This is a genomic window from Paraburkholderia sp. (genome assembly GCF_036488795.1).
Lineage (GTDB): Bacteria > Pseudomonadota > Gammaproteobacteria > Burkholderiales > Burkholderiaceae > Paraburkholderia.
On the sequence record NZ_DASXHA010000002.1, the window covers coordinates 20,455 to 39,341 of the forward strand.

General features: G+C 64.2%; 20 protein-coding genes. 12 read left to right on the top strand and 8 right to left on the bottom strand.

Features of this window, described 5'->3' with window-relative positions; translation table 11 throughout:
• The first annotated feature begins 42 nt into the window (after nucleotides 1-42).
• The 5 genes from VGH41_RS00150 to VGH41_RS00170 all read left to right on the top strand — a co-directional run bounded on the left by VGH41_RS00150 (nucleotide 43) and on the right by VGH41_RS00170 (nucleotide 4,203).
• Nucleotides 43-1,260, top strand: a complete 1,218-nt coding sequence (locus VGH41_RS00150) for an oligosaccharide flippase family protein (protein ID WP_414696551.1) — start codon at nucleotides 43-45, stop codon at nucleotides 1,258-1,260.
• Nucleotides 1,260-2,333: a glycosyltransferase family 4 protein gene (locus VGH41_RS00155; RefSeq protein WP_331595276.1), complete on the top strand. Its 1,074-nt coding sequence runs from the start codon at nucleotides 1,260-1,262 to the stop codon at nucleotides 2,331-2,333. Before VGH41_RS00150 ends, VGH41_RS00155 begins: the two co-directional genes overlap by 1 nt.
• Before the next feature lie 128 nt (nucleotides 2,334-2,461).
• Nucleotides 2,462-3,013 (top strand): dTDP-4-dehydrorhamnose 3,5-epimerase, encoded by a 552-nt coding sequence (rfbC, locus tag VGH41_RS00160; protein ID WP_331595277.1) that lies wholly within the window; start codon nucleotides 2,462-2,464, stop codon nucleotides 3,011-3,013.
• A gap of 123 nt (nucleotides 3,014-3,136) precedes the next feature.
• On the top strand, nucleotides 3,137-3,787 hold the full coding sequence (locus VGH41_RS00165; RefSeq protein ID WP_331595278.1) for a GNAT family N-acetyltransferase: 651 nt from the start codon (nucleotides 3,137-3,139) through the stop codon (nucleotides 3,785-3,787).
• 95 nt (nucleotides 3,788-3,882) lie between these two features.
• Entirely contained in the window at nucleotides 3,883-4,203 is a 321-nt protein-coding gene (locus tag VGH41_RS00170; RefSeq protein WP_331595279.1) for a hypothetical protein, read from the top strand.
• Between the two features lie 169 nt (nucleotides 4,204-4,372).
• Here VGH41_RS00170 and VGH41_RS00175 read toward each other — a convergent pair whose 3' ends face one another.
• The 3 genes from VGH41_RS00175 to VGH41_RS00185 form a co-directional block, all read right to left on the bottom strand.
• Nucleotides 4,373-4,534, bottom strand: a complete 162-nt coding sequence (locus tag VGH41_RS00175) for a DUF1328 family protein (protein ID WP_331595280.1) — start codon at nucleotides 4,532-4,534, stop codon at nucleotides 4,373-4,375.
• Nucleotides 4,535-4,722: 188 nt separating this feature from the next.
• Nucleotides 4,723-6,138, bottom strand: coding sequence for a GGDEF domain-containing protein (locus VGH41_RS00180; protein ID WP_331595281.1), 1,416 nt, complete (start codon nucleotides 6,136-6,138; stop codon nucleotides 4,723-4,725).
• A gap of 239 nt (nucleotides 6,139-6,377) precedes the next feature.
• The gene (locus tag VGH41_RS00185; protein ID WP_331595282.1) at nucleotides 6,378-7,010 is read right to left on the bottom strand and encodes a LysE/ArgO family amino acid transporter; all 633 of its coding nucleotides are present in this window, start codon (nucleotides 7,008-7,010) and stop codon (nucleotides 6,378-6,380) included.
• A gap of 98 nt (nucleotides 7,011-7,108) precedes the next feature.
• On the opposite strand from VGH41_RS00185, the gene VGH41_RS00190 reads away from it, so the two are divergent.
• Nucleotides 7,109-8,002, top strand: a complete 894-nt coding sequence (locus VGH41_RS00190) for a LysR family transcriptional regulator ArgP (RefSeq protein WP_331595283.1) — start codon at nucleotides 7,109-7,111, stop codon at nucleotides 8,000-8,002.
• Nucleotides 8,003-8,107: 105 nt separating this feature from the next.
• Here VGH41_RS00190 and VGH41_RS00195 read toward each other — a convergent pair whose 3' ends face one another.
• Both VGH41_RS00195 and VGH41_RS00200 read right to left on the bottom strand, forming a co-directional pair.
• Nucleotides 8,108-9,352 carry an MFS transporter gene (locus VGH41_RS00195; protein ID WP_331595284.1) on the bottom strand — a complete coding sequence of 415 codons (1,245 nt, stop codon included), beginning with the start codon at nucleotides 9,350-9,352 and terminating at the stop codon, nucleotides 8,108-8,110.
• Complete coding sequence (locus VGH41_RS00200; RefSeq protein ID WP_331595319.1) at nucleotides 9,349-10,389, bottom strand: PRC-barrel domain containing protein; 1,041 nt, start codon at nucleotides 10,387-10,389, stop codon at nucleotides 9,349-9,351. The genes VGH41_RS00195 and VGH41_RS00200 overlap by 4 nt, the downstream gene beginning before the upstream one ends.
• A gap of 606 nt (nucleotides 10,390-10,995) precedes the next feature.
• On the opposite strand from VGH41_RS00200, the gene VGH41_RS00205 reads away from it, so the two are divergent.
• The 4 genes from VGH41_RS00205 to VGH41_RS00220 all read left to right on the top strand — a co-directional run bounded on the left by VGH41_RS00205 (nucleotide 10,996) and on the right by VGH41_RS00220 (nucleotide 14,093).
• Nucleotides 10,996-12,378 (top strand): NCS2 family permease, encoded by a 1,383-nt coding sequence (locus tag VGH41_RS00205; RefSeq protein WP_331595285.1) that lies wholly within the window; start codon nucleotides 10,996-10,998, stop codon nucleotides 12,376-12,378.
• Nucleotides 12,379-12,585: 207 nt separating this feature from the next.
• Nucleotides 12,586-12,990: a metalloregulator ArsR/SmtB family transcription factor gene (locus tag VGH41_RS00210; protein WP_331595286.1), complete on the top strand. Its 405-nt coding sequence runs from the start codon at nucleotides 12,586-12,588 to the stop codon at nucleotides 12,988-12,990.
• On the top strand, nucleotides 12,897-13,325 hold the full coding sequence (locus tag VGH41_RS00215) for an SRPBCC domain-containing protein (RefSeq protein WP_331595287.1): 429 nt from the start codon (nucleotides 12,897-12,899) through the stop codon (nucleotides 13,323-13,325). The genes VGH41_RS00210 and VGH41_RS00215 overlap by 94 nt, the downstream gene beginning before the upstream one ends.
• Before the next feature lie 21 nt (nucleotides 13,326-13,346).
• A complete protein-coding gene (locus VGH41_RS00220) occupies nucleotides 13,347-14,093 on the top strand; it encodes a thioredoxin family protein (RefSeq protein ID WP_331595288.1) in 747 nt (248 codons plus the stop codon).
• Nucleotides 14,094-14,132: 39 nt separating this feature from the next.
• Here the strand turns inward: VGH41_RS00220 and VGH41_RS00225 are convergent, their stop codons facing one another.
• Nucleotides 14,133-14,981, bottom strand: coding sequence for a helix-turn-helix transcriptional regulator (locus VGH41_RS00225; RefSeq protein WP_331595289.1), 849 nt, complete (start codon nucleotides 14,979-14,981; stop codon nucleotides 14,133-14,135).
• A gap of 229 nt (nucleotides 14,982-15,210) precedes the next feature.
• Between VGH41_RS00225 and VGH41_RS00230 the strand changes: the two genes are divergently transcribed.
• The gene (locus tag VGH41_RS00230; RefSeq protein WP_331595290.1) at nucleotides 15,211-16,029 is read left to right on the top strand and encodes a carbon-nitrogen hydrolase family protein; all 819 of its coding nucleotides are present in this window, start codon (nucleotides 15,211-15,213) and stop codon (nucleotides 16,027-16,029) included.
• Nucleotides 16,030-16,236: 207 nt separating this feature from the next.
• Nucleotides 16,237-17,598, top strand: a complete 1,362-nt coding sequence (locus VGH41_RS00235) for an APC family permease (protein ID WP_331595291.1) — start codon at nucleotides 16,237-16,239, stop codon at nucleotides 17,596-17,598.
• Nucleotides 17,599-17,607: 9 nt separating this feature from the next.
• Here the strand turns inward: VGH41_RS00235 and VGH41_RS00240 are convergent, their stop codons facing one another.
• Entirely contained in the window at nucleotides 17,608-17,790 is a 183-nt protein-coding gene (locus tag VGH41_RS00240; protein WP_331595292.1) for a hypothetical protein, read from the bottom strand.
• A gap of 197 nt (nucleotides 17,791-17,987) precedes the next feature.
• Entirely contained in the window at nucleotides 17,988-18,884 is an 897-nt protein-coding gene (locus VGH41_RS00245) for an NAD-dependent epimerase/dehydratase family protein (protein ID WP_331595293.1), read from the bottom strand.
• Nucleotides 18,885-18,887: the final 3 nt, after the last annotated feature.

Sequence of the window (18,887 nt, forward strand, 5' to 3'; positions counted from 1 at the left end):
GGGAGGGCATCCGTGAGATCGATAAGGGTTCCGCTTGTCTCGATGAGACCTGCATTCGGAGGCAGTGCGGCGACCTGGGTCCTGATCCAGCAGATTGTCGTGCGCGGTCTGGTGGCGATCAAGTTTCTCGCCATTGGGCGCATGCTCGGGCCGGCGGCGATCGGCAGCGTGAGCGTTGCCCTGCTGGCCGTGGCGATTGCGGAATCCTTGAGCGATACCGGTCTTGCACAGGCCGTGGTGCAATCCAAAAGCGTGCCGACCCGCTCGGAACTCGGTGCGGTCTGGACCACCTTGACCACGCGCGGCACACTGATTGCACTGTTGCTGATCGCGCTGGCACCATTAATGAATGCGCAGTTCCATCTGGGCGGCTCGCTCGTGCTGCTGCAACTGGCGGCCGCATTGCCATTGATCCGCGGGCTGGCATCGCCCGCCTATTACATGGTCCAGCGCGAACGGCGCTTTCAGCAGCTAGCGGGCGTCGAAACCTCTGCCGCCTTTGCCGATTGCGCGATCGGTCTCGCGTGCGCGTGGGGCGGCGCGGGCGCGTTTGCCGTGCTGATCGGCATGATCGCCGGCGAAACCCTCAAAACCGGGCTTACGTGGGCCACCATGGGGCCGCGGCCGCCGATCCGTCTCGCGTGGCACGGCATCGGTCATTACGTGAATTTCAGCCGCTGGATCTGGGCGGGCAGCGTGGTCAATCTGCTGCTCAACCAGTTCGACAAGGTGCTGGTCGCGAAGCTGCTCGGACCGGTTGCACTGGGCGCGTACCAGATGTCGTCGAAGCTCGCGCAGATGTTGCTCGCGGATGCCGCGATCGCGCTCGGTCAATATCTGTTTCCGACTTTCTCCGCGCATCATCGTCGCGAGGATGGTTCGGCCTCCAGGCTGTTCATGCGTTACCTGACCATCATTGTGATCGGTCTGATCGTGGTGGTGCTGGTGTTGAGATGGACGGCCGGGCCGCTCTTCATGTTCGTGTTGGGACCGGCGTGGATGTCCGCCGTGCCGCTGTTCCGCATCTTCGTCATCAACATGGCGATCGGCGCGGTGATTGCGATGCTGGTCGCCTATCTGCGGGCAGTCGGCCAGCCCAAGGCGGCCACGCAGGCGTCGGTGCTGCAGGTGATTGCGCTGGTGATCATCGTGCCGCCCGCCACGCATCTGTGGGGCGTGACCGGCGTGGCGTGGGCGATGACGGCCGGTCTGTCCGCCGCCGCCGGCTGGATGTTTTACCGAATCATGAAGAGGCCTTGATGCGAGTTCTTCACCTGGTGCTGGCGCCGCGCCTGTCGGGAGCCGAAGTGCTCGCGAAGGATCTTGCCGTGCATCAGCGTCTGCACGGCGATGCGGTCGGACTGACATCGTTGCTGCCGCAACATGATGACTTCGCCGCGATGCGCAGTGAGCTCGAAACGCATGAGGTGGCCTGCCTTTTCCCCGCAAAAACCCACGGCAGTCCCGGCAAGCTGTGGCATCTCTATCAGGCGATTCGCCGCTTCAAGCCCGACGTACTGCTTGCGCACGCAACCATCCCGGCGTTTTATGCGCGTGTCTTGCCGACCGGCGTGCCGGTGATCTACGTGATGCATTCGGCGGCGAACGATTTCGAGCGTTCGATGTTTCGCCGCGTCGAGCGCCTGCTGTCGAGCCGCGCGGGTGCCGTGGTCGGTGTGTCCGAGACCAACGTCAAGGATTATGTGGCCGCGATTGGCCGGCATCCGCTGATGCAGGTGATCCCGAACGGCGTGGATACGAGCCGCTTCGTTTGTACGCCGGGTGCCCAGAACATTAGCGCGGGCCGGGTGCCGCAGATCGTGCAGATTGGCCGCTATACGACGGTGAAGAACCAGTTGCAGACAGTTAGCGCGTTTGCCGAGGCGAGCAGGCTGATGCCCGAGGCGCGACTGCTGTTGATCGGCGTCATCGAAGATTCTGCCTATTTCGCGGCGGTTAAGGAGCGGGTGCGTGAGCTGGGGCTCACGGAGCGCGTTGTCGTGGATGGCCCGCGCGGTGACGTGTCACGGCTTTTGACCGAGTCCACCGTATTCGCCATGCCCTCACGTTCGGAAGGGCATAGCATCGCATTTCTCGAAGCACTGGCAACCGGGATTCCAGTCGTGGCGAGCGCGATCGAGGCGTTCTCTTTCGCGCGTGAGTTCCCCGGCGTGCAGTTACTCGATACGGCTGACACTCCTGCCTATGCGCAGGCGCTGTTGAGTGCGTTGCGTCAGCCGCGCATGGAACGCGCGTTGGCGGGGCTCACGCTGAACGACACCGCAGAGCAGTATCTGGCGATCACGCGCAGAGTAGCAGGTGCGCCAGCATGAGCACACGCTATTTGCATGCGGTGCGGAACGCCGTCGCGCACGCCGCGAGAGGCGGCTCCGAACGGCCGGCCAGCCGCAGCGCGTATGCGCGGCAGGCAATGGCGGCGCCTCATTACGGATCGAGTGCCATGAGTATCAAGGTGACGCGCACGGCGCTTCCGGAGGTCAAGATAGTGGAGACCGAGTTGTTCAGCGACGATCTGGGCAGCGCGTTCGAGACGTTCAATTCTGCTGAATTTTCCAATTACGTCGCCGGCGGGGTGGATTTCGTCCAGGACGATCATTCGCGCTCTCGGCGCGGCGTGTTGCGCGGGCTGCATTATCAGATCCAGCATCCACAGGGCAAACTGATGCGGGTGGTCGCGGGTGAAGTGTTCGACGTGGCAGTCGACATTCGCCTCAGTTCGCACAACTTCGGCAAATGGATCGGCGTTCATCTGAGCGCGGCAAACCGTAGGCAAGTGTGGGTGCCCCCTGGTTTCGCGCACGGTTTCGTGGTGATGTCGGATATGGCCGAGTGCCTGTGCAAGTCGACCGATTACTGGTTTCCGGAGCACGAGCGCAGCATCTTGTGGAGCGATCCGGATATCGGCGTTGACTGGCCGATCGAATTTGCGCCGATCCTCGCCGCCAAGGACGAGGCCGGCAAGCGCCTTTACGAAGCGGAGTATTACGCTTAGGCGCCGCCTCAACGCCGTCCACTGTCCCCGCCGCTGCAACCGCGCGCCGCGATTTTTTACGACATTTTTTCTTGCGGCGCCCGGCCCGCCAAACCTACACTTCGATCAACCAGATGAATGTGGATGGTCAAGGTGAACAAACCCGCAGCGCAGCAGCAGCCCTCACGCGTTGGCCACGTCCGCCAGGCTAACGGTCGTTTCGGCCACATCGAGCTGCGACGCTTCGATCCGGCACGCGACTCATTCGATGCGCTGACAACCATGTTGCATCGGGCTTTTAGCCGGCTTGGCGCGATGGGACTCAACTGCACCTGCGTCGATCAAAGCACGGCCGTGACGCGTGCGCGGGCAAGCCGCGGCGCCTGCTATGTGGCGCTGTGCGATGGGCGCATCGTCGGCACGATGACGCTCTATGCGCCGGATCAGGAGTCGCCGTGCGAACTGTACCAGCGCGGCGACATGGCGAGCTTGCGGCAGTTCGGGGTCGAACCGGAATGGCAGGCGCGCGGCATCGGCACCATGCTGCTCGCCTTTGCGGATCACTGGGCCGCCTCGCGCGGTTATGCGGAACTCGCGCTCGACACACCGCAGCCCGCCGCTCATCTGATTGCGTTCTATCGCGGCCACGGGTTTCGGATCGTCGACTTCGTGCGCTTTGACGGCAAATGCTACGACAGCGCGATCCTCAGCAAACCAGCGGTGGTCGCGCGCACGCTTGCGACCTGGTCGCAGCGGCTCGAACTGCCGCGCCGGCAGATCGCCCGCGCGGCCTGAAAAGCATGAGGGCGCAAGCGCGCCCAGCCAGATTCAGGCAATCGAACTGCAGAGAAGGACAGAAGATAAAGATGGTGCGCCAAAGACCCGCTTCGATGTTTCGAGGCATGCTGAAGGTCGTGCTGATTGCGATCGTATCGAGCCAGATCTTGACCACACTGTTTAGCGTGTGTGCACAGCAGATCGACGCGGCCGCGTCGCCGCAAATTACGGCGGCGTTCGGCTTTGTGACGTGCGGTCTGATCTCGTTGTGGTTGCAGTCCGATGCGCGGCGTGCGTTTGGTTTTGCCAAGGGCAAAGGCTTTGTAGCGGCGGCGCGTGATGGTCAATCGGGACTACAGATTGCCGCCGACTGCCCGAAGCGCTGGCTGGTCGTGCTGCACGCCGAACTGAATCCGGCAGCGGCTGCTGTCTAGTTCATCCAAGGCGCGTCGATTTTCGCGTTGCAGTGCATGAATGGCGCGCGGGCCGCAAGTATTGCAATCAGGATCGGCAACTATTGCAATACGAAGCGGCCCGCGTCCGCGCTTTGCCTGGTTTCGTCCGCAGGTCAAAGAGCGGCGGCTTGCCTGATCGAAGCCGCCGTCAGCGTCGGACCACGCCCATCAGCAAGGTCACCAGGAAGATCACGATAAAAATGAAGAACAGGATCTTGGCGATCTCTGCCGCGCCCGCGGCGATCCCACCAAAGCCGAACACCGCGGCAATGATGGCGATGATGAAGAAAATTGCTGCATAGCGAAGCATGGGCATCTCCTCGGAAGGTTGCTGACATATCGAAGGCTGGCCGAACGGGTCTGCGTGCGCCTGTCCTGAATGCCCAGGCTTTGCACGGTGCCGCCGTGCCTTATTGAGCAACTCCTATGCCCAGCGGCGCGCAGCGTTGCGACGGGAGACCGGATCGAGGCGCGCGTGCTTCGAGCCGGCGCGCAGCATCAGGACAGACGGCGCTGGATGGTGGGTGCCGGCGCGAACGCGCGCGGCGCTGCCGGCCAGATCGAGACGCGGTCGCGGCCGGCTTCCTTGGCGCGATAGAGAGCCGCGTCGGCCTGCGCGAGGAGGTCGGCCGCCGGCGCCTGGGCGTCGACGCTGGAGGTCGCCACGCCGACTGAGACCGTGACGCGGCCCGCGTCGGTAAACGGCGCGGCAACCGCGAGCCGTGCAATCGCCTCGCGCAGATTTTCGCCGATGCGCGCCGCCATTTCACGCTCGCAATCAGGCAGCACGACGGCGAACTCCTCGCCGCCGAAGCGCGCAACGAAGTCGCCCGAGCGCCGCAGGCTTGCCTGCAACGCATTGGCCACGGCAATCAGGCACTCGTCGCCGCGCAGATGCCCGAGCGTGTCGTTAAAGCGCTTGAAATGGTCGATGTCGACCATCAGGATCGACAGCGCGCGCTGCGTCCCGTGGGCCCCGGCGAGTGCGAGCGGATAGCGTTCTTCGAAGTAGCGCCGGTTATAAATGCCCGTCAGGCCATCGCGCGCCGCGAACTCGCTCAGGCGCGCATTGGCCGCGTGCAGCTCGCGATACAGGTGGCTGATTTCCCAGATCAAGACACCGAGCACCGCGCTCGAGGCCAGCACCGATTCGAGCCGTGCGACATACCAGCCAATGCTGAAACGCGAGTTCGCCACCATCGACACGACGACATCGCCCAGCGCGGCAAATAGCGCCACGGCGAGCCACAGATCGAGCATGGTCCGCAAGCGGGTGGTGAAGACGAGATAGAGCAGCGTGCCGGCGGTGATGAGGGCGATGCCGATGCCGGACGGGGCATGCAGCAAACGGCGGTACGAGTGATCATCGACGAGTTGCGGCAGCCACTCTGCATGGCGAATGGCCACATAGCACAGCGCGAGCGACAGCATCATGGGGGCGCCCAGCAACGCCAGGCCGGCGCGGCGTAGACCGCGCTCGGGCAAGGACGCGGGTAAGGCGCGGCGCAGCATGAGCGCGGTCACCATCAATAGCGGAGAGCCGAGATGCCAGAACGCCCAGATCCAGACGGCGCTCTGCGCCCCGGCGCCGAGCAGGCCGGTCGGCGCGAACACGCCGGGAAACACCAGCAGCTGGATCGCCACGGTCACCGCCGTATAGGCATAGGCACCCGCCAGGGCGCCGAGAAACGCCTGGCGGGTGATCATGAATTGCGTCCACAACAAATACGCGGTGAGGCCCTCGGTGGCGAATACGGCCATCGCGAACAGCGGCAAGAACGCCGGTATGGTCGGCTCGACGACGGCGGCAACCGGCAGCACGGCCAGCACCACACACAAAATAAAGCCCGCAATGATGCAAGCGGCCACGCGGTGATGGCGGCTCACCGCCAGACTCATGATGCTGCTCTTCATGCGACGCTTGATCGAAGGATAAGAGGAATGCGCCAGTGAAAGGCGGGCGAAAGGTGGCGCGTCAAGGCGCGCGCGACCCACCGCGCATTCTATCCACTGCTAAATGATTTGGGCGGATTTAGCCGGTTTTGAGGCAACCGTGTGGACGATCCCAGGCTGCGTGGCTCGTGTCAAAGCAGTTCTGAAATTTCGATCAGGTTCAGGTCCGCATCGGGGACCTGAGCGGAGCGTCGCTCCATTTAGCGCAACTGCGTGACGGCGAGCAGCAAGACCATGCTGCCGATCGCGCCGTCCAGCACCCGCCAGGCCGTGGCGCGGCGAAACAGCGGAGCGAGCATGCGTGCCCCGTAACCCAGGCCGACGAACCATACCGCGCTGACCGCCATCGCGCCGAGCGCGAAAGCGAATCGCGCGCCTTGCGGCTCACGCGCGCCCGCAGTGCCGATCAGCAGGAAGGTGTCGAGATAGACGTGCGGGTTGAGCCAGGTGAAGGCGAGCGTCATGAGGACGATCGGCATGGCGCGCTGTGCGACGGGTGCACCGGGGCCGCCGCCGTCCGGGCCTTCGACGTCGAGCACTGCATGAGCGGGCCGCAGCGCGCGGCGCAGCGCGTTGATACCGAACCACGCGAGGTAGGCGAGACCGACGTACAGCATCGCATGCACGAACACCGGATAACGTTCGACGAGTACCGACGCGCCGCCCACGCCCGCGCCAATCAGAATGAAATCCGATAGCGTGCACAGCAGCACGATCTTGCCGACATGCGAGCGCATGATGCCCTGGCGCAGCACAAAGGCATTCTGCGCGCCGATGGTCACGATCAGCGATGCGCAGAGCGCCGCGCCGTGAGAAAAAGACAGCCAGTTCATGATCGATCCGGTAGACGGGTGAGACGAATTGGGACTAGTCTGCGGGTTGGCAGTGAGTAAGAGAAGCTAATTTTCATAATGCTGATTAAGGAACGCTAATGCTGGACTATGCCTTGCTCGATGCACTGGCCGCCGTGGTGCGCCACGGCTCGTTCGACCGCGCGGCCAGTGAGTTGAACGTGACGCCGTCAGCGGTATCGCAGCGCGTCAAACTGCTGGAGGAGCGGGTCGGCAGCGTGCTCGTCAAACGCGGGCAACCGTGCGAGGCGACCACCGCCGGCGCACTGCTGTGCCGGCATACCGAGCGCGTGCAATTGCTGGAGTCCGAACTGAGCGGGCGTTTGCCGGCGCTGCCGGGCGCGCTGGTCGAGTCGTGGCCGACCTTGAGGGTCGCGGTCAATGACGATAGCGTCGGCACGTGGTTCATCGACGCCGTGGCCGGCTTTTGCGTGGAGCGCGAGATGCTGCTCGACGTGGTGATCGACGATCAGGATCACACCGCGCAGCTGATTCGCGACGGCAGCGTGCAGGGCGCCGTGACGACGCAGGCCGAACCGGTCCAGGGCTGCCGCTCGACGCGTCTTGGGCGCATGCGTTACCTCGCGGTGTGCGCGCCGGATTTCTTCGAACGCCATTTCGCCGGCGGCGTGACGCGCGAGTCGCTGCGGCGCACACCGTGCGTGGCCTTCACTCCGAAGGACCAGTTGCAGACCCGCTTCATGCGGCGCGTGACGCGAGCGGAACTGGACCCGCCGCTGCACTGGATTCCGCACGTCGCGGGCTTTCTGCGTGCGTGCGCGACGGGGATGGGGTGGGGCATGTGTCCGGAGCGGATGGTGCTGCCGCATCTGGAGCGGGGCGAACTGGTGGATATGGCGCCGGGCAAACCCATCGACGTGGATCTGTACTGGCAAAGCTGGCGCCTGTCGATTGGCTGGCTGGACGACTTCGGGGCGGCGTTGCGCCAGCGGGCAACGGAGTTTCTGGATTGAAAACGCAACGGGGCTTCTTTGCCGCTGCGCCTCAGCGGATCAAAAAGGCCGGTGCCGCTCACTGAGCTGACACCGGCCTTGATCTGCCTCGTGCGGCTTGAAAACCTAGTGCGCCTCGGGCAGGCCTTCCGCGCGCGGCACGCTTTCCGTCTCCCGCGTCTCGGGCATCGCGGCCCACACCAGCAGCACCGCAAGCGCGCCCGCTGCTGCGAGACCGAAGAAGCTGATCGCATTGCTGAAGTGATCGGCGATGAATCCCGCCGCCGCCGTGCTCAGGGTCGCACCGATCCCCGCGGCCAGCCCAAACAGGCCGATACACAGGTTATAGCGTCCCTTGCCGCCGGCCACGTCTGCGGCAATCAGCGGCAGCATCACCCCGAACACCGCGGCGCTCAGGCCGTCGAGCATCTGCACCGGCACCAGCAGGTACGGGCTGCTGATGCCCGCGAACAGCAGCGCACGCACCGGCAACGCGGAAAAGCCCAGTAGCAGGATCGGCCGCCGGCCCCAGCGTTGCGCCGAACGTCCGACCCAGGGCGACATCATCGCCACGATTGCCTGCGGCACGATGATGCAGGCCGCAATCACGAGTTGCACGTTGTCGCCCATGCCGGCCGTCACTTCGCCCGCGGCGAGATTCAGCATCGCCGCGTTCGACAGGTGGAACAGCACGATACAGGCGGCGAAGATCAGCATGCGCCTGTCGCGCAGCAACTCGCGCAGACTCTCGCGTTTTGCGTCGGCGTCGGGGTCCGGCGCGGCTTGCGGCAACGGGTTCACCGTGCCGGTGTGCTGGATCATGCTGAGTGCGACGAGCGCCGGCATCGCCAGTCCGGCGGTGAGCCAGAACACCGCGCGCGACGAGAAGTACTCGCCGAACAGACCCATCAGCCCGGCCGCGACCGCGCTGCCAATCGACGCCCAGCGCGCATTGCGCCCCAGCCGGTCGCCGAGGTTCTGGCGTCCGACCAGCGCGAACGAAATGGCCGCCATGGCCGGCACCAGCATGCAGCTGGCGAAGCCGTGGAAGACCTCGGCGGCGATCACCGGCAGCATTTTCGGGCTAGCCGCCAGCAGCACCGCGCTCAGAATGATCGCAATGATCGCCCAGGCGGCGGCGCCTTTCTTGTTGCGCATCGCGTCGACGGCGGCGCCGGCCGGCACCTGGCTCACCATCGCGCTGATGGTGCCGACCGACAGCACCATGCCGATCTCACCCTGGGTCCACTTGTGCGACGCCAGGTAGGACGCAATGAACGGTCCGAAGCCAGTCTGCACATTGGCGACGAAAAAGTTCATCCAGTCGAGTGCCCGCAGGCTGCGAGCGGTAACCATCTGCCGTGCTGTCATCGGACCGCCTTGGCGGTCGAAGCCGCAGCAGCAGAGGACGACGGGGCGCTAGCCGGTGCAGATGGTGCAGCCGCAGCAGGGGCCGAGGCGGGCGATGGCGCGGGCGGTGCCGGCGACACGGCGCGGATCGGCTGGCCCGGCGCATACAGCGGGGACGCGGCAAGCTGCGCGTCGCTCAGATCCAGCAGCGGATGCAGCTCCTTGTCCTTGGTGACGAAGCGCAGCGCCGACCAGTTCGCCGCGATCGTGCGCCGGTCCGTGCTCACGAGGCTGTTCACGTCGAGCACGACCGCTTGCGGCTGCGCGCTGTCGTCGATCAGCACGTCCACCACGCGGCCCACCTTGGCGCCGTTGGGCCGCTCGACGGTCGAGTCGAGCATCGGCAGCTGTGTGGCGGTCGGATTGCCGGCCAGCGCGGCGACGGTCGCGACGTCCTTGGGGTGCGCGGCGGGCGGCACCTGACCCGGCGCGAGGTTGAGCGTGATCGGCGCCTTGGTGGTCGGCGTAAAGCGGAACACGTTCCACGGGAAGCTGACCTTGCGATCGCCCACGCCGAGGAAGCCCAGCAGATTCACGATCATTTCCTGCGGCTTGCCGGCGGCGTCCGTGACCATATCCACGGCGCGGCCGACCACCTTGCCATCCGGCTTCTGCACTTCGCTATCCAGCAGCCCATGCACCTGGTTGCGGTCCAGCAGCCGCGTCGTGATGAGCGGCGGCGGTGGGGGCGGCGGCGGCGCGGGCGCGGCGACCGGCGGTGGCGGCGGCTCCACTTTGCGCGGCGGAGCAGGCGGGCGCTTCGGCTTTTTCGGCGCCTCGGGCTCGGTCGCCTCCGGCGGCGTCGTCTCCGGCGGCCCGGCCACGAGGGCCGAACTGGCCGGTTCGACGAGGACCGGCACTGCCTCGGTGATGGGCGCCTGCTGCGGCCCGCGCAACAGGCTGCATCCCGGGAGGGCAAGGGCCGCAAGGACGACAAGGATCAGGTAGCGGAACGCTGGGGGCGCACAAAAAGCGGAACGTGGAAAGCCGCCACTCATCAAGAAGGACTCCATGGGCCAGTGCGGCGGTGCACGCTTTGCGCTGCACCTGCCGCCGCTGCAATTGAAACGGCGTACGCGTCAGAGTTTAACCCGCAGGGCGGGCCGCTCCCGTCTGATAGGGCACGACGGCATGTTGGCGCAGGTGCAGCCGCGAGCCTGCACTGCATCCAGAAGAGGGCTGCCCGCTCCCGGCGCGCGCATCGACCTGCGTGAGGCTTACCACAAACGGACTCGCAACCGTAGGTGTAAACACGCGGCCCGGCAGCGCCTGCCGCCGTGCCTTAAACGATATAAGCACCGCGACATGACCGGCATGCCATTCATGCGATGGGAGCCATATTGGTATTCGCCTACATTTCGAGACAGCAAACGACGAACGATCCCAACGCGATACGTGGGTTGCCGATTGTAAGTGAAGTCGGAAATCTTCGGATGGAACCGGAGCAGCGGAAAGACTTGCCAGCGGGCTTGCCCTGAGGCGTGCCGCACACCCGGGAGGCCGTTCCAACCTTGCGACACCACATCAAATAAACGCAACGAGACGAACCTGACGACAGCCGGTGCCCCGGCTGTTTCAGCATGCTGATAAAGGAGGCACTCATCATGATGGAACCCCACGCCCAGCCGATGTCCGACGTCGCTGTCGAACACTTCGACTCCAAGGGCTTTCTCGACCGCTATTTCGAAATCTCCTCGCGCGGCAGTTCGCAGCGCCAGGAGATCATCGCCGGCGTCACGACCTTTCTTGCCATGGTCTATTCGGTGTTCGTCGTGCCGGGCATGTTCGGCAAGGCGGGCTTCGACACCAGCGCAGTGTTCGTGGCGGTCTGCCTGACCACGGCCTTTGGCTCGCTGTTGATGGGCGTGTGGGCCAAGCTGCCCATCGCGATTGGCTGCGCGATCTCGCTTACGGCCTTCACCGCGTTTGGCCTCGTGCTCGGCAAGGGGCTGCATCCGGGCGTCGCGCTGGGCGCGGTGTTCCTGATGGGCATCGTCTTCACGGGCATTTCGGTGACGGGCGTGCGTTCCTGGATCCTGCGCAATCTGCCGTCCGGCGTCGCGCACGGCACGGGCATCGGCATCGGCCTGTTTCTGCTGCTCATCGCGGCCAATGACGTGGGCCTCGTCGTGAAGAATCCGGGTGCCGGTCTGCCGGTATCGCTGGGCCATCTGACCGCGTTGCCGGCGCTGATGTCGGTGGTGGGGCTTGCCGCGATCTTCGGTCTGGTGCGCCGCCGTGTGCCGGGTTCGATCCTGATCGTGATCGTCGCGATCTCGGCGCTCGGTCTGCTGATCGATCCGGCCGTGACGTATCACGGCGTCTTCGCGGTGCCGTCGCTGAGCGCGCCGGGTCATGCGTCGCTGATCGGTTCGATGGACATCAAGGGCGCGCTGTCGCTGGCCGTGCTGCCTAGCGTGCTGGCGCTGGTGATGACCGCGGTGTTCGATGCGACGGGCACGATCCGCGCGGTCGCAGGACAGGCCGGTCAACTCGATGCGAACGGCCGCATCATCAACGGCGGCCGCGCCTTGACGGCGGACTCTCTGAGCTCGATTTTCTCGGGCTTCCTGGGTGGCGCTCCGGCTGCGGCCTACATCGAATCCACCGTGGGCGTCGCGGCCGGCGCGAAGACCGGCATGGCCGCGGCCGTAGTCGGCCTGCTGTTCCTCGTAGTGATGTTCTTCTCGCCGCTGGCCGGGCTCGTGCCTTCTTACGCGACGGCACCCGCCTTGATGTACGTCGGTCTGCTGATGCTCTCGAGCGTGAGCAAGCTGGACATGGCCGATATGGTCGACGCCATGTCGGGACTGGTCTGCGCCGTGTTCATCGTGCTGACCGCGAACATCGTCACCGGCATCATGCTCGGCTTCAGCACGCTCGTGATTGGCCGCATCGTCAGCGGCGAGTATCGCAAGCTGAATGTGGGCACGGTCGCGATCGCGATCGTACTGGCGGCGTTCTATCTCGGCGGCTGGGCGATCTGATTCAGGCAGGGCGTGGTTGGCGGGCTGCTCTGCCCGAGCTGGGAGGCGACTGCTTCTCCAACCTTGACGCGGCGTTGCGCAGGCTCTTGCCTGTGACGCGCCGCGTTTTTTTTGAAGTTTCATGGCGACGCCATCGGCGTGCTTGACATCTGTTGTCACGCGACTAAACTTAACTCCATGGTTAAGTTTTCAGAAGCTTCAGAGGCAATGCTCGACCGCACCTTCGCCGCGCTCGCTGATCCGACGCGGCGCGCGCTCCTCGCGCGCCTGTCCGGCACGCACGACCTGTCGGTGAGCGAACTCGCGCAGCCCTTCGAGATGTCCTTGCCCGCGGTGATGAAGCACCTCGACGTGCTGTCCGAGGCCGGCCTCATCACGCGGACCAAGACCGGCCGCACGGTGGCGTGCCGGCTGAGTGCCGGGCCCATGGAGGAAGCGATGCAATGGCTCGCGCGCTATCAACGCTTCTGGACCGAGCAACTCGATCGCCTTGCCGCTTTTGTCGAAGAGGAAGAGCCATGTCCACCAAACCCAGTCTCTCGCTCCGGCGCCACATCAAAGCCTCGCCCGCCAGAATCTTCCGCGCCTGGACGGAACCGGCGCAAATCCTGAAGTGGATCCGACCGGCCGACACCGAAATGCTTCACGCCGAGATGGACGCACGCGTGGATGGGCGCTTTCGCATGCTCATGCGCGGGGCAAGCGGCGAGGAGCACGACGTCAGCGGCAGGTATCTGGAAGTCGTGCCCGACGCGCGGCTGGTGTTCACATGGGCGTGGCGCTCCACGCCGGAGCGTGAGTCGCTGGTGACCATCGACTTGCGACCGGACGGCGAGGGCACGCTGCTCACGCTGACGCATGAACAGTTCTTCGACGAAGCAGCGCGCGACCGGCATCAACAAGGCTGGAACAGCTGGCTCGATTGCCTCGAACGCTACTTCGCCTGACCTCAGAGGAAGGAGACGCAGATGGAACCGCATAGCACTGTCTCAAGGGAAGAGTGGCTGGTTGCGCGCCGTGCGCTGCTGGCTGAAGAGAAGGCTTTTACGCGCGCTCGCGACGAACTCAACCGCAAGCGTCTCGCGTTGCCGTGGGTCAAGGTGGACAAGACCTACACGTTCGATACGCCGGGCGGCCGCAAGACGCTCGCCGAGCTGTTCGATGGTCGCAGCCAGTTGATCGTCTATCACTTCATGATGGGCCCGGACTGGCAAGAGGGCTGTCCAGGCTGCTCATTCATCTCGGATGGCGTCGACGGCATGCTGACGCATCTGGAGCATCACGACGTGTCGTACGTGACCGTTTCGCGCGCCCCGCTTGCAAAGATAGAAGCCTTCAAAAAACGCATGGGCTGGGGATTCGACTGGGTGTCCTCATTCGGCAGCGAGTTCAATTACGACTATCACGTGTCGTTTACGCCCGAACAGATGGCCAGCGGCAGAGGCTTTCATAACTTCGCGGACGAGCCTTTGTATTGCGAGGAGATGCACGGCCACAGCGTGTTCTACAAGGACGATGCGGGCACCATCTTCCACACCTACTCGGTCTACGCGCGCGGCGACGAGTCGTTTCTGATTGCCTATGCGGCACTCGACATTGCGCCGAAAGGGCGCAACGAAGTCAACAACATGAACGACTGGATGAAGCACCACGACCGTTATGAGGACGCGCCCAGCGGTTGTCCGGCCTGCGCCGCCAAGGCAGCTGCGAGTTGAGTGCCAACGCAAGCAGGGCGTGCAGGCAGGTATGACGCGCTACGCGCCCTTGTTGCCCGCCTCGTAGAACAGCGCGAACAGCTCGGACTGCGAATTGATGTTGAGCTTGGTATAGATGTGCTTCTTGTGCGCGCGCACGGTCTCGAACGAGATGCTGAGCTTCCCGGCAATCGCGCGCGTCGAGAAGCCGCTCAACGTCAGCATGGCCACTTCCACTTCGCGCGCGGTCAGCGGTGAGCGGCCCCCCGCTTGCGACACCTGCGCGAAACGCGCGCTGTAGGTCAGGGCGTCGGCGGTGGACTGCGGGTTCGATTCGCCGGCTTCGTTTGCATCGTGTGCGGCGGATCTCGCCGCTGCGTCGAACGTCTCATACGGCAAGCGCTGGCGCATCAATGCGATCACCCACGGCGCGCACAGTGCGAGCACCGCGAGGTCGCGGTCGCCATAGCCATGGGTCGCGCCCAATGAAAACGCCAGCGTGTGCCGCGCGTCGATCATGTAGTTGAAATGCACCTCGTCGCCGACGATATTTTTCTTGAAGTAGCGCTGGTAATACGAGGTCATCGTGAAGTTGTCCGGTGCGACGTCGGCGAGCGTGACGAAGCCCGACGCCGGCCGTTCGCAGGCGCCGATATAAAACGGATCCAGTTGATACAGCGCGGCCAGATAGTCCTGGAACATCGCATCGACGGTGCCGTCGGGGGTCGGCGATTCGGCACATACGAGAGGTGCCGAATCGGGCGTGAAGCGCAGCGCGACCCAGTTGTCGAAGGCGACGTAACGTTGCAGCGCGCGCGTGAGCCGGGTCCAGAATTGCGCGCTGTCGAGCGCCTCGATCACTGCGCCGAGTTCCCGGTGAAAGGCGAGATCGCGCCATTCGAGTTCCATGCTTGCTCCGTTGAGGTACCCCAGCCGGGTGATTCCCGGATAAATTTGTCTCGTGATAATAGCCCCAAGCGCTTCGCCTGCGGCTGAAAGTCTCACCCTGCAGACGCGGAGCAATTAACTGGCATGGCGACGGAGCGTTTTTGCGTGGGACCGCAGTAAGTGCTGAAGCACTCACCCCGGATCGACACGGACGCTGTAGCGCGAACTTCGCTCGACAGGAGACAAACAGATGCAACTCGAACTGGCGCAGATTCCGATTGACGACGGCGCGGTCGATACCAACCTGCAACGGGTGCTGGAGGTGATCTCCAAACGCACGCCCGGCACGGATCTCATCGTATTCCCGGAGACGACGCTATCGGGTTTTCCCACCCGGGACACGGTCGCCGACGTGGCGCAACCGCTCGACGGCGCCGCGCTGACCCGGGTGCGCAATGCCGCCCGCGAGGCCGGCGTCGCGGTGGCCGTGGGCCTCGCCGAACGTGACGGCAAGCGCTTTTACAACACCACCGTGCTGATCGACGAGCAGGGTGAACTGGCGCTGCGCTATCGCAAGACGCATCTGTGGGCGTCGGATGTGGGCGTGTTCGAACCGGGCGACCGCTACGAGGTGTGCAGCTTCAAGGGCATGATCGTCGGCCTGCTGATCTGCTACGACATCGAGTTTCCCGAGACGGCCCGCGCGGTCGCCTCGCTCGGTGCCGATCTGCTGATCGTGACCAACGGCAACATGGACCCGTTCGGGCCGGTGCATCGCCGCGCCATCGTCGCGCGTGCGATGGAAAATCAGATGTTTGCCGCGCTCGTCAACCGGACCGGCTCCGGCGACGACAACCTGACGTTCCCCGGCGAGTCGGCGTTGATCGACCCGTACGGCGAAGTGGTCAGTGAAGTAGGCGCTGGCGAAACCGTGCTGCGCGCCACGCTGGATCCTGCGAAGCTCGAAGGCGCACGCGAGCACTACCGCTATCTGCACGACGCCAGGATTTCGCTCGACCTGAACACGGTCGACGATCCCAGTGGTCAACGCTCCCGCGTGATCCGCTAAGGCTCACGCTCACGCGAAGTCGCGAACCCGCTGAACATGGCCATGTCCAGCGTCGAACTACCCGAAGTCGTCTTGCCGAACCTGTCTTGTCAACCGGTTGATGCGGCGCGTCCCTCATAGGGGTGCGTGCGTCCGCATTGTTCCCATTACTAGCAGCATTGCACGCTCGTCTGGCAAGTTTTGCCGGCGGGTCTCAGGAGATCTTCCATGTCGACCACTTCGCCCGCCGAACGCACGGGCACCCAAACCCCGCATCTCAAGCGTACGCTCGGCTTGCCCTCGGTGCTGCTGTTCGGGCTTGCCTATATGGCGCCGCTGATCGTGTACGGCACCTATGGCGTGCTTGCCGGCGCGAGTAACGATACCGCGGCGCTCGCGTATCTGATCGCGTTGATCGCCATTGTGTTTACCGCGCTCAGCTACGGCAAACTTGCGCGGCTCTTTCCCGTTGCAGGCTCCGCTTATACGTACACGCGCAAGACGTTCAGCGCACATCTGGGTTTCATGATCGGCTGGGCGACGCTGCTCGATTACTTCTTCCTGCCCATGGTGATCTGGCTGATCGGCGCGGCTTATCTGAGCGCGGCATTTCCGCATGTGCCGAGCTGGATCTGGATCGTTTCGTTCATCGTGCTGACGAGCGCGCTGAATATCCTCGGGATCGAACTGGCGAACCGGTTCAACATCGTGCTGATGGTCGTACAACTGGCGATCGTCGCGTTGTTCGTCGTGCTGTGCTGTCACTACGTGACGGCGGCGATGGGGCCGGGCGGACTGATCTCGGCCGAGCCGTTCTTCAAGCCGCAGGTGCCGTTCTCGGCCACCATGGCAGGCGCCGCGATTGCTGCGTACTCGTACCTCGGTTTCGACGCGGTCTCGACGCTGACCGAAGAAACCATCGAGCCTGAAAAGACCATGCCGCGCGCCATCCTGCTGATTGCGCTGATCGGCGGTGCGATCTTCGTGATTGCGGCTTATACGGTGCAGCTGGCGCATCCGGGCGCCGTCTTCAAGGACCCGGATTCCGCGGCGTTCGAAGTGGCGCGCAAGGTGGGCGGCGATATCTTCGTGACGGTGTTTCTGGCCGGCCTGATTCTCGCGCAATTCGCGTCGGGCATTTCGGCCCAGGCGAGCGTCGGGCGTCTGCTGTATGCGATGGGCCGCGATGAAGTGCTGCCGAGACGCGTCTTCGGCTTCGTGCATCCGAAATTCAAAACGCCGGCAATCAACATTGCAATTGCAGGCGCTGTGGGTCTGGTGGCCTTGAAGCTTGACGTCGCGACCTCCACCTCGTTCATCAACTTCGGTGCGTTCCTCGCGTTCACTGCGGTCAATCTGTGTGTGATGCGCCAGTACTTCCTGGCGAAGGGCGGCGCGGGGAGGCTGGGCGTGCTCGGCGGGCTGCTGTTCCCGCTGCTGGGGGCCATTGCCGATTTGTGGCTGCTGGTGAGTCTGGAGAAAACCGCGCTGGTGCTGGGTGGGATCTGGTTCGTGCTGGGGCTGGCGTATCTGGCGTGGCTCACGCGGGGATTTCGCCGGGCGCCGCCGGAAGTGGCGGTGATTCTTTGAGCGCTATGACTACAGTGCCATTTCAAACGCGGGCTTGAGGAACACTTCGATGGCCATGACGGCGAGACCCATCGCGGCGGCGGCCAGCGTCAGCGTGCCGTATTCGTCGTAGCGCGCATCATAGAGGCAGGCTACGACGAACAGTATCGCGAGCAGATTGGTCAGCCAGTCGAAGTTCAGCGCGAGGGTCATTAAAGAATCCGGGCACGGTGGCCGACTCACTCCCGAGAATCGGTCCATTAATTTGCCGGGATTCTAGCGAGTTGAGCTTACGGATTCGCAACAGACTCGCTTACACGGATTACGCCCTGGAGGGCTCCCTTTAGGGAGCCCGGAAGAAGTACTCTTGGGGTGCGCCCTGGAGGCGGCCCATTGGGGCCGCCCCTCGCTCACACCATCTCGTGCTTGATCCAGTCAATGACTGAGGTGTGCTTAGGTTGCCAGCCGAGCAGTTTGCGGGCCCGTTCGCCCCGTACGCGGCTGTTCGAACCGAGCCCGTACGAGGCCATTTCATAGCCCCATTCCTGTTGCGCGTCGGCGAGCGGCCAGTTTTGCGGCGCGCCCAGTTTCAGCACCTCGGCGATCGCGGCGCTCATGTCGCGGAACGACGCTTCGCCGCTTTCCACGAAATAGAACGTGCCGGCCGGCGTGTTCTCGAGCGCAAGACGATACAACTCGACCACATCGTCGATATGCACGTTCGACCAGATGTTGCCGCCGCTTCCCACGTGACGCACCACGCCGCTCTTGTGCGCCTGACGCACGAGGCGCGGCAACTGCACGCTGGCGCTGCCGGCCACCACCCCATTGCCGTAGATCAGCGTATTGCATAGCACCGCTGAGCGAATGTGCTGTTGCGCCGCGTCGAGCACGAGACGGTCGATAGCAACGCGCGCCGCCTTGTCGGCAGTCGGTTCGGGCAGTGCGTCTTCGTGATGGATCGCCGCAGTACCGGCTTCACCGCCGGAAGCGTCGCCGACGATGCTCGAACCGCTCGTATGCAAAAACGGTTTGCCGGAACCGGCAAGTCCTTCGATCAGCGCTTCGACCGCGCCGCGATGATCGCTGCTCGCCGCGTTGATGACGGCGTCTGCCGCCTGGGCTTCGGCAATCAGCAGATTACGGTCATCGAGCGTGCCGGTCACGGGTTCGATGCCGAGCCGCTTCAACTCGGCCGCGTGTTCGGGGTTGCGGATCAGACCGCGCACATGATGTCCGGCACGCGCGAGGCCCGCGGCAATCGAGCCGCCAATGAAGCCGCCGGCACCGGTAATGAAAATATTCAAAAC

Coding starts and splice junctions, on each gene's coding strand:
- VGH41_RS00165 (WP_331595278.1), top strand. CDS start 3,137: ATGGTCAAGGTGAACAAACCCGCAGCGCAGCAGCAGCCCTCACGCGTT.
- VGH41_RS00185 (WP_331595282.1), bottom strand. CDS start 7,010: ATGAACTGGCTGTCTTTTTCTCACGGCGCGGCGCTCTGCGCATCGCTG.
- VGH41_RS00195 (WP_331595284.1), bottom strand. CDS start 9,352: ATGACAGCACGGCAGATGGTTACCGCTCGCAGCCTGCGGGCACTCGAC.
- VGH41_RS00180 (WP_331595281.1), bottom strand. CDS start 6,138: ATGAAGAGCAGCATCATGAGTCTGGCGGTGAGCCGCCATCACCGCGTG.
- VGH41_RS00170 (WP_331595279.1), top strand. CDS start 3,883: ATGTTTCGAGGCATGCTGAAGGTCGTGCTGATTGCGATCGTATCGAGC.
- rfbC (WP_331595277.1), top strand. CDS start 2,462: ATGAGTATCAAGGTGACGCGCACGGCGCTTCCGGAGGTCAAGATAGTG.
- VGH41_RS00220 (WP_331595288.1), top strand. CDS start 13,347: ATGGAACCGCATAGCACTGTCTCAAGGGAAGAGTGGCTGGTTGCGCGC.
- VGH41_RS00155 (WP_331595276.1), top strand. CDS start 1,260: ATGCGAGTTCTTCACCTGGTGCTGGCGCCGCGCCTGTCGGGAGCCGAA.
- VGH41_RS00240 (WP_331595292.1), bottom strand. CDS start 17,790: ATGACCCTCGCGCTGAACTTCGACTGGCTGACCAATCTGCTCGCGATA.
- VGH41_RS00200 (WP_331595319.1), bottom strand. CDS start 10,389: ATGAGTGGCGGCTTTCCACGTTCCGCTTTTTGTGCGCCCCCAGCGTTC.
- VGH41_RS00150 (WP_414696551.1), top strand. CDS start 43: ATGAGACCTGCATTCGGAGGCAGTGCGGCGACCTGGGTCCTGATCCAG.
- VGH41_RS00235 (WP_331595291.1), top strand. CDS start 16,237: ATGTCGACCACTTCGCCCGCCGAACGCACGGGCACCCAAACCCCGCAT.
- VGH41_RS00225 (WP_331595289.1), bottom strand. CDS start 14,981: ATGGAACTCGAATGGCGCGATCTCGCCTTTCACCGGGAACTCGGCGCA.
- VGH41_RS00190 (WP_331595283.1), top strand. CDS start 7,109: ATGCTGGACTATGCCTTGCTCGATGCACTGGCCGCCGTGGTGCGCCAC.
- VGH41_RS00205 (WP_331595285.1), top strand. CDS start 10,996: ATGATGGAACCCCACGCCCAGCCGATGTCCGACGTCGCTGTCGAACAC.
- VGH41_RS00210 (WP_331595286.1), top strand. CDS start 12,586: ATGCTCGACCGCACCTTCGCCGCGCTCGCTGATCCGACGCGGCGCGCG.
- VGH41_RS00215 (WP_331595287.1), top strand. CDS start 12,897: ATGTCCACCAAACCCAGTCTCTCGCTCCGGCGCCACATCAAAGCCTCG.
- VGH41_RS00230 (WP_331595290.1), top strand. CDS start 15,211: ATGCAACTCGAACTGGCGCAGATTCCGATTGACGACGGCGCGGTCGAT.
- VGH41_RS00175 (WP_331595280.1), bottom strand. CDS start 4,534: ATGCTTCGCTATGCAGCAATTTTCTTCATCATCGCCATCATTGCCGCG.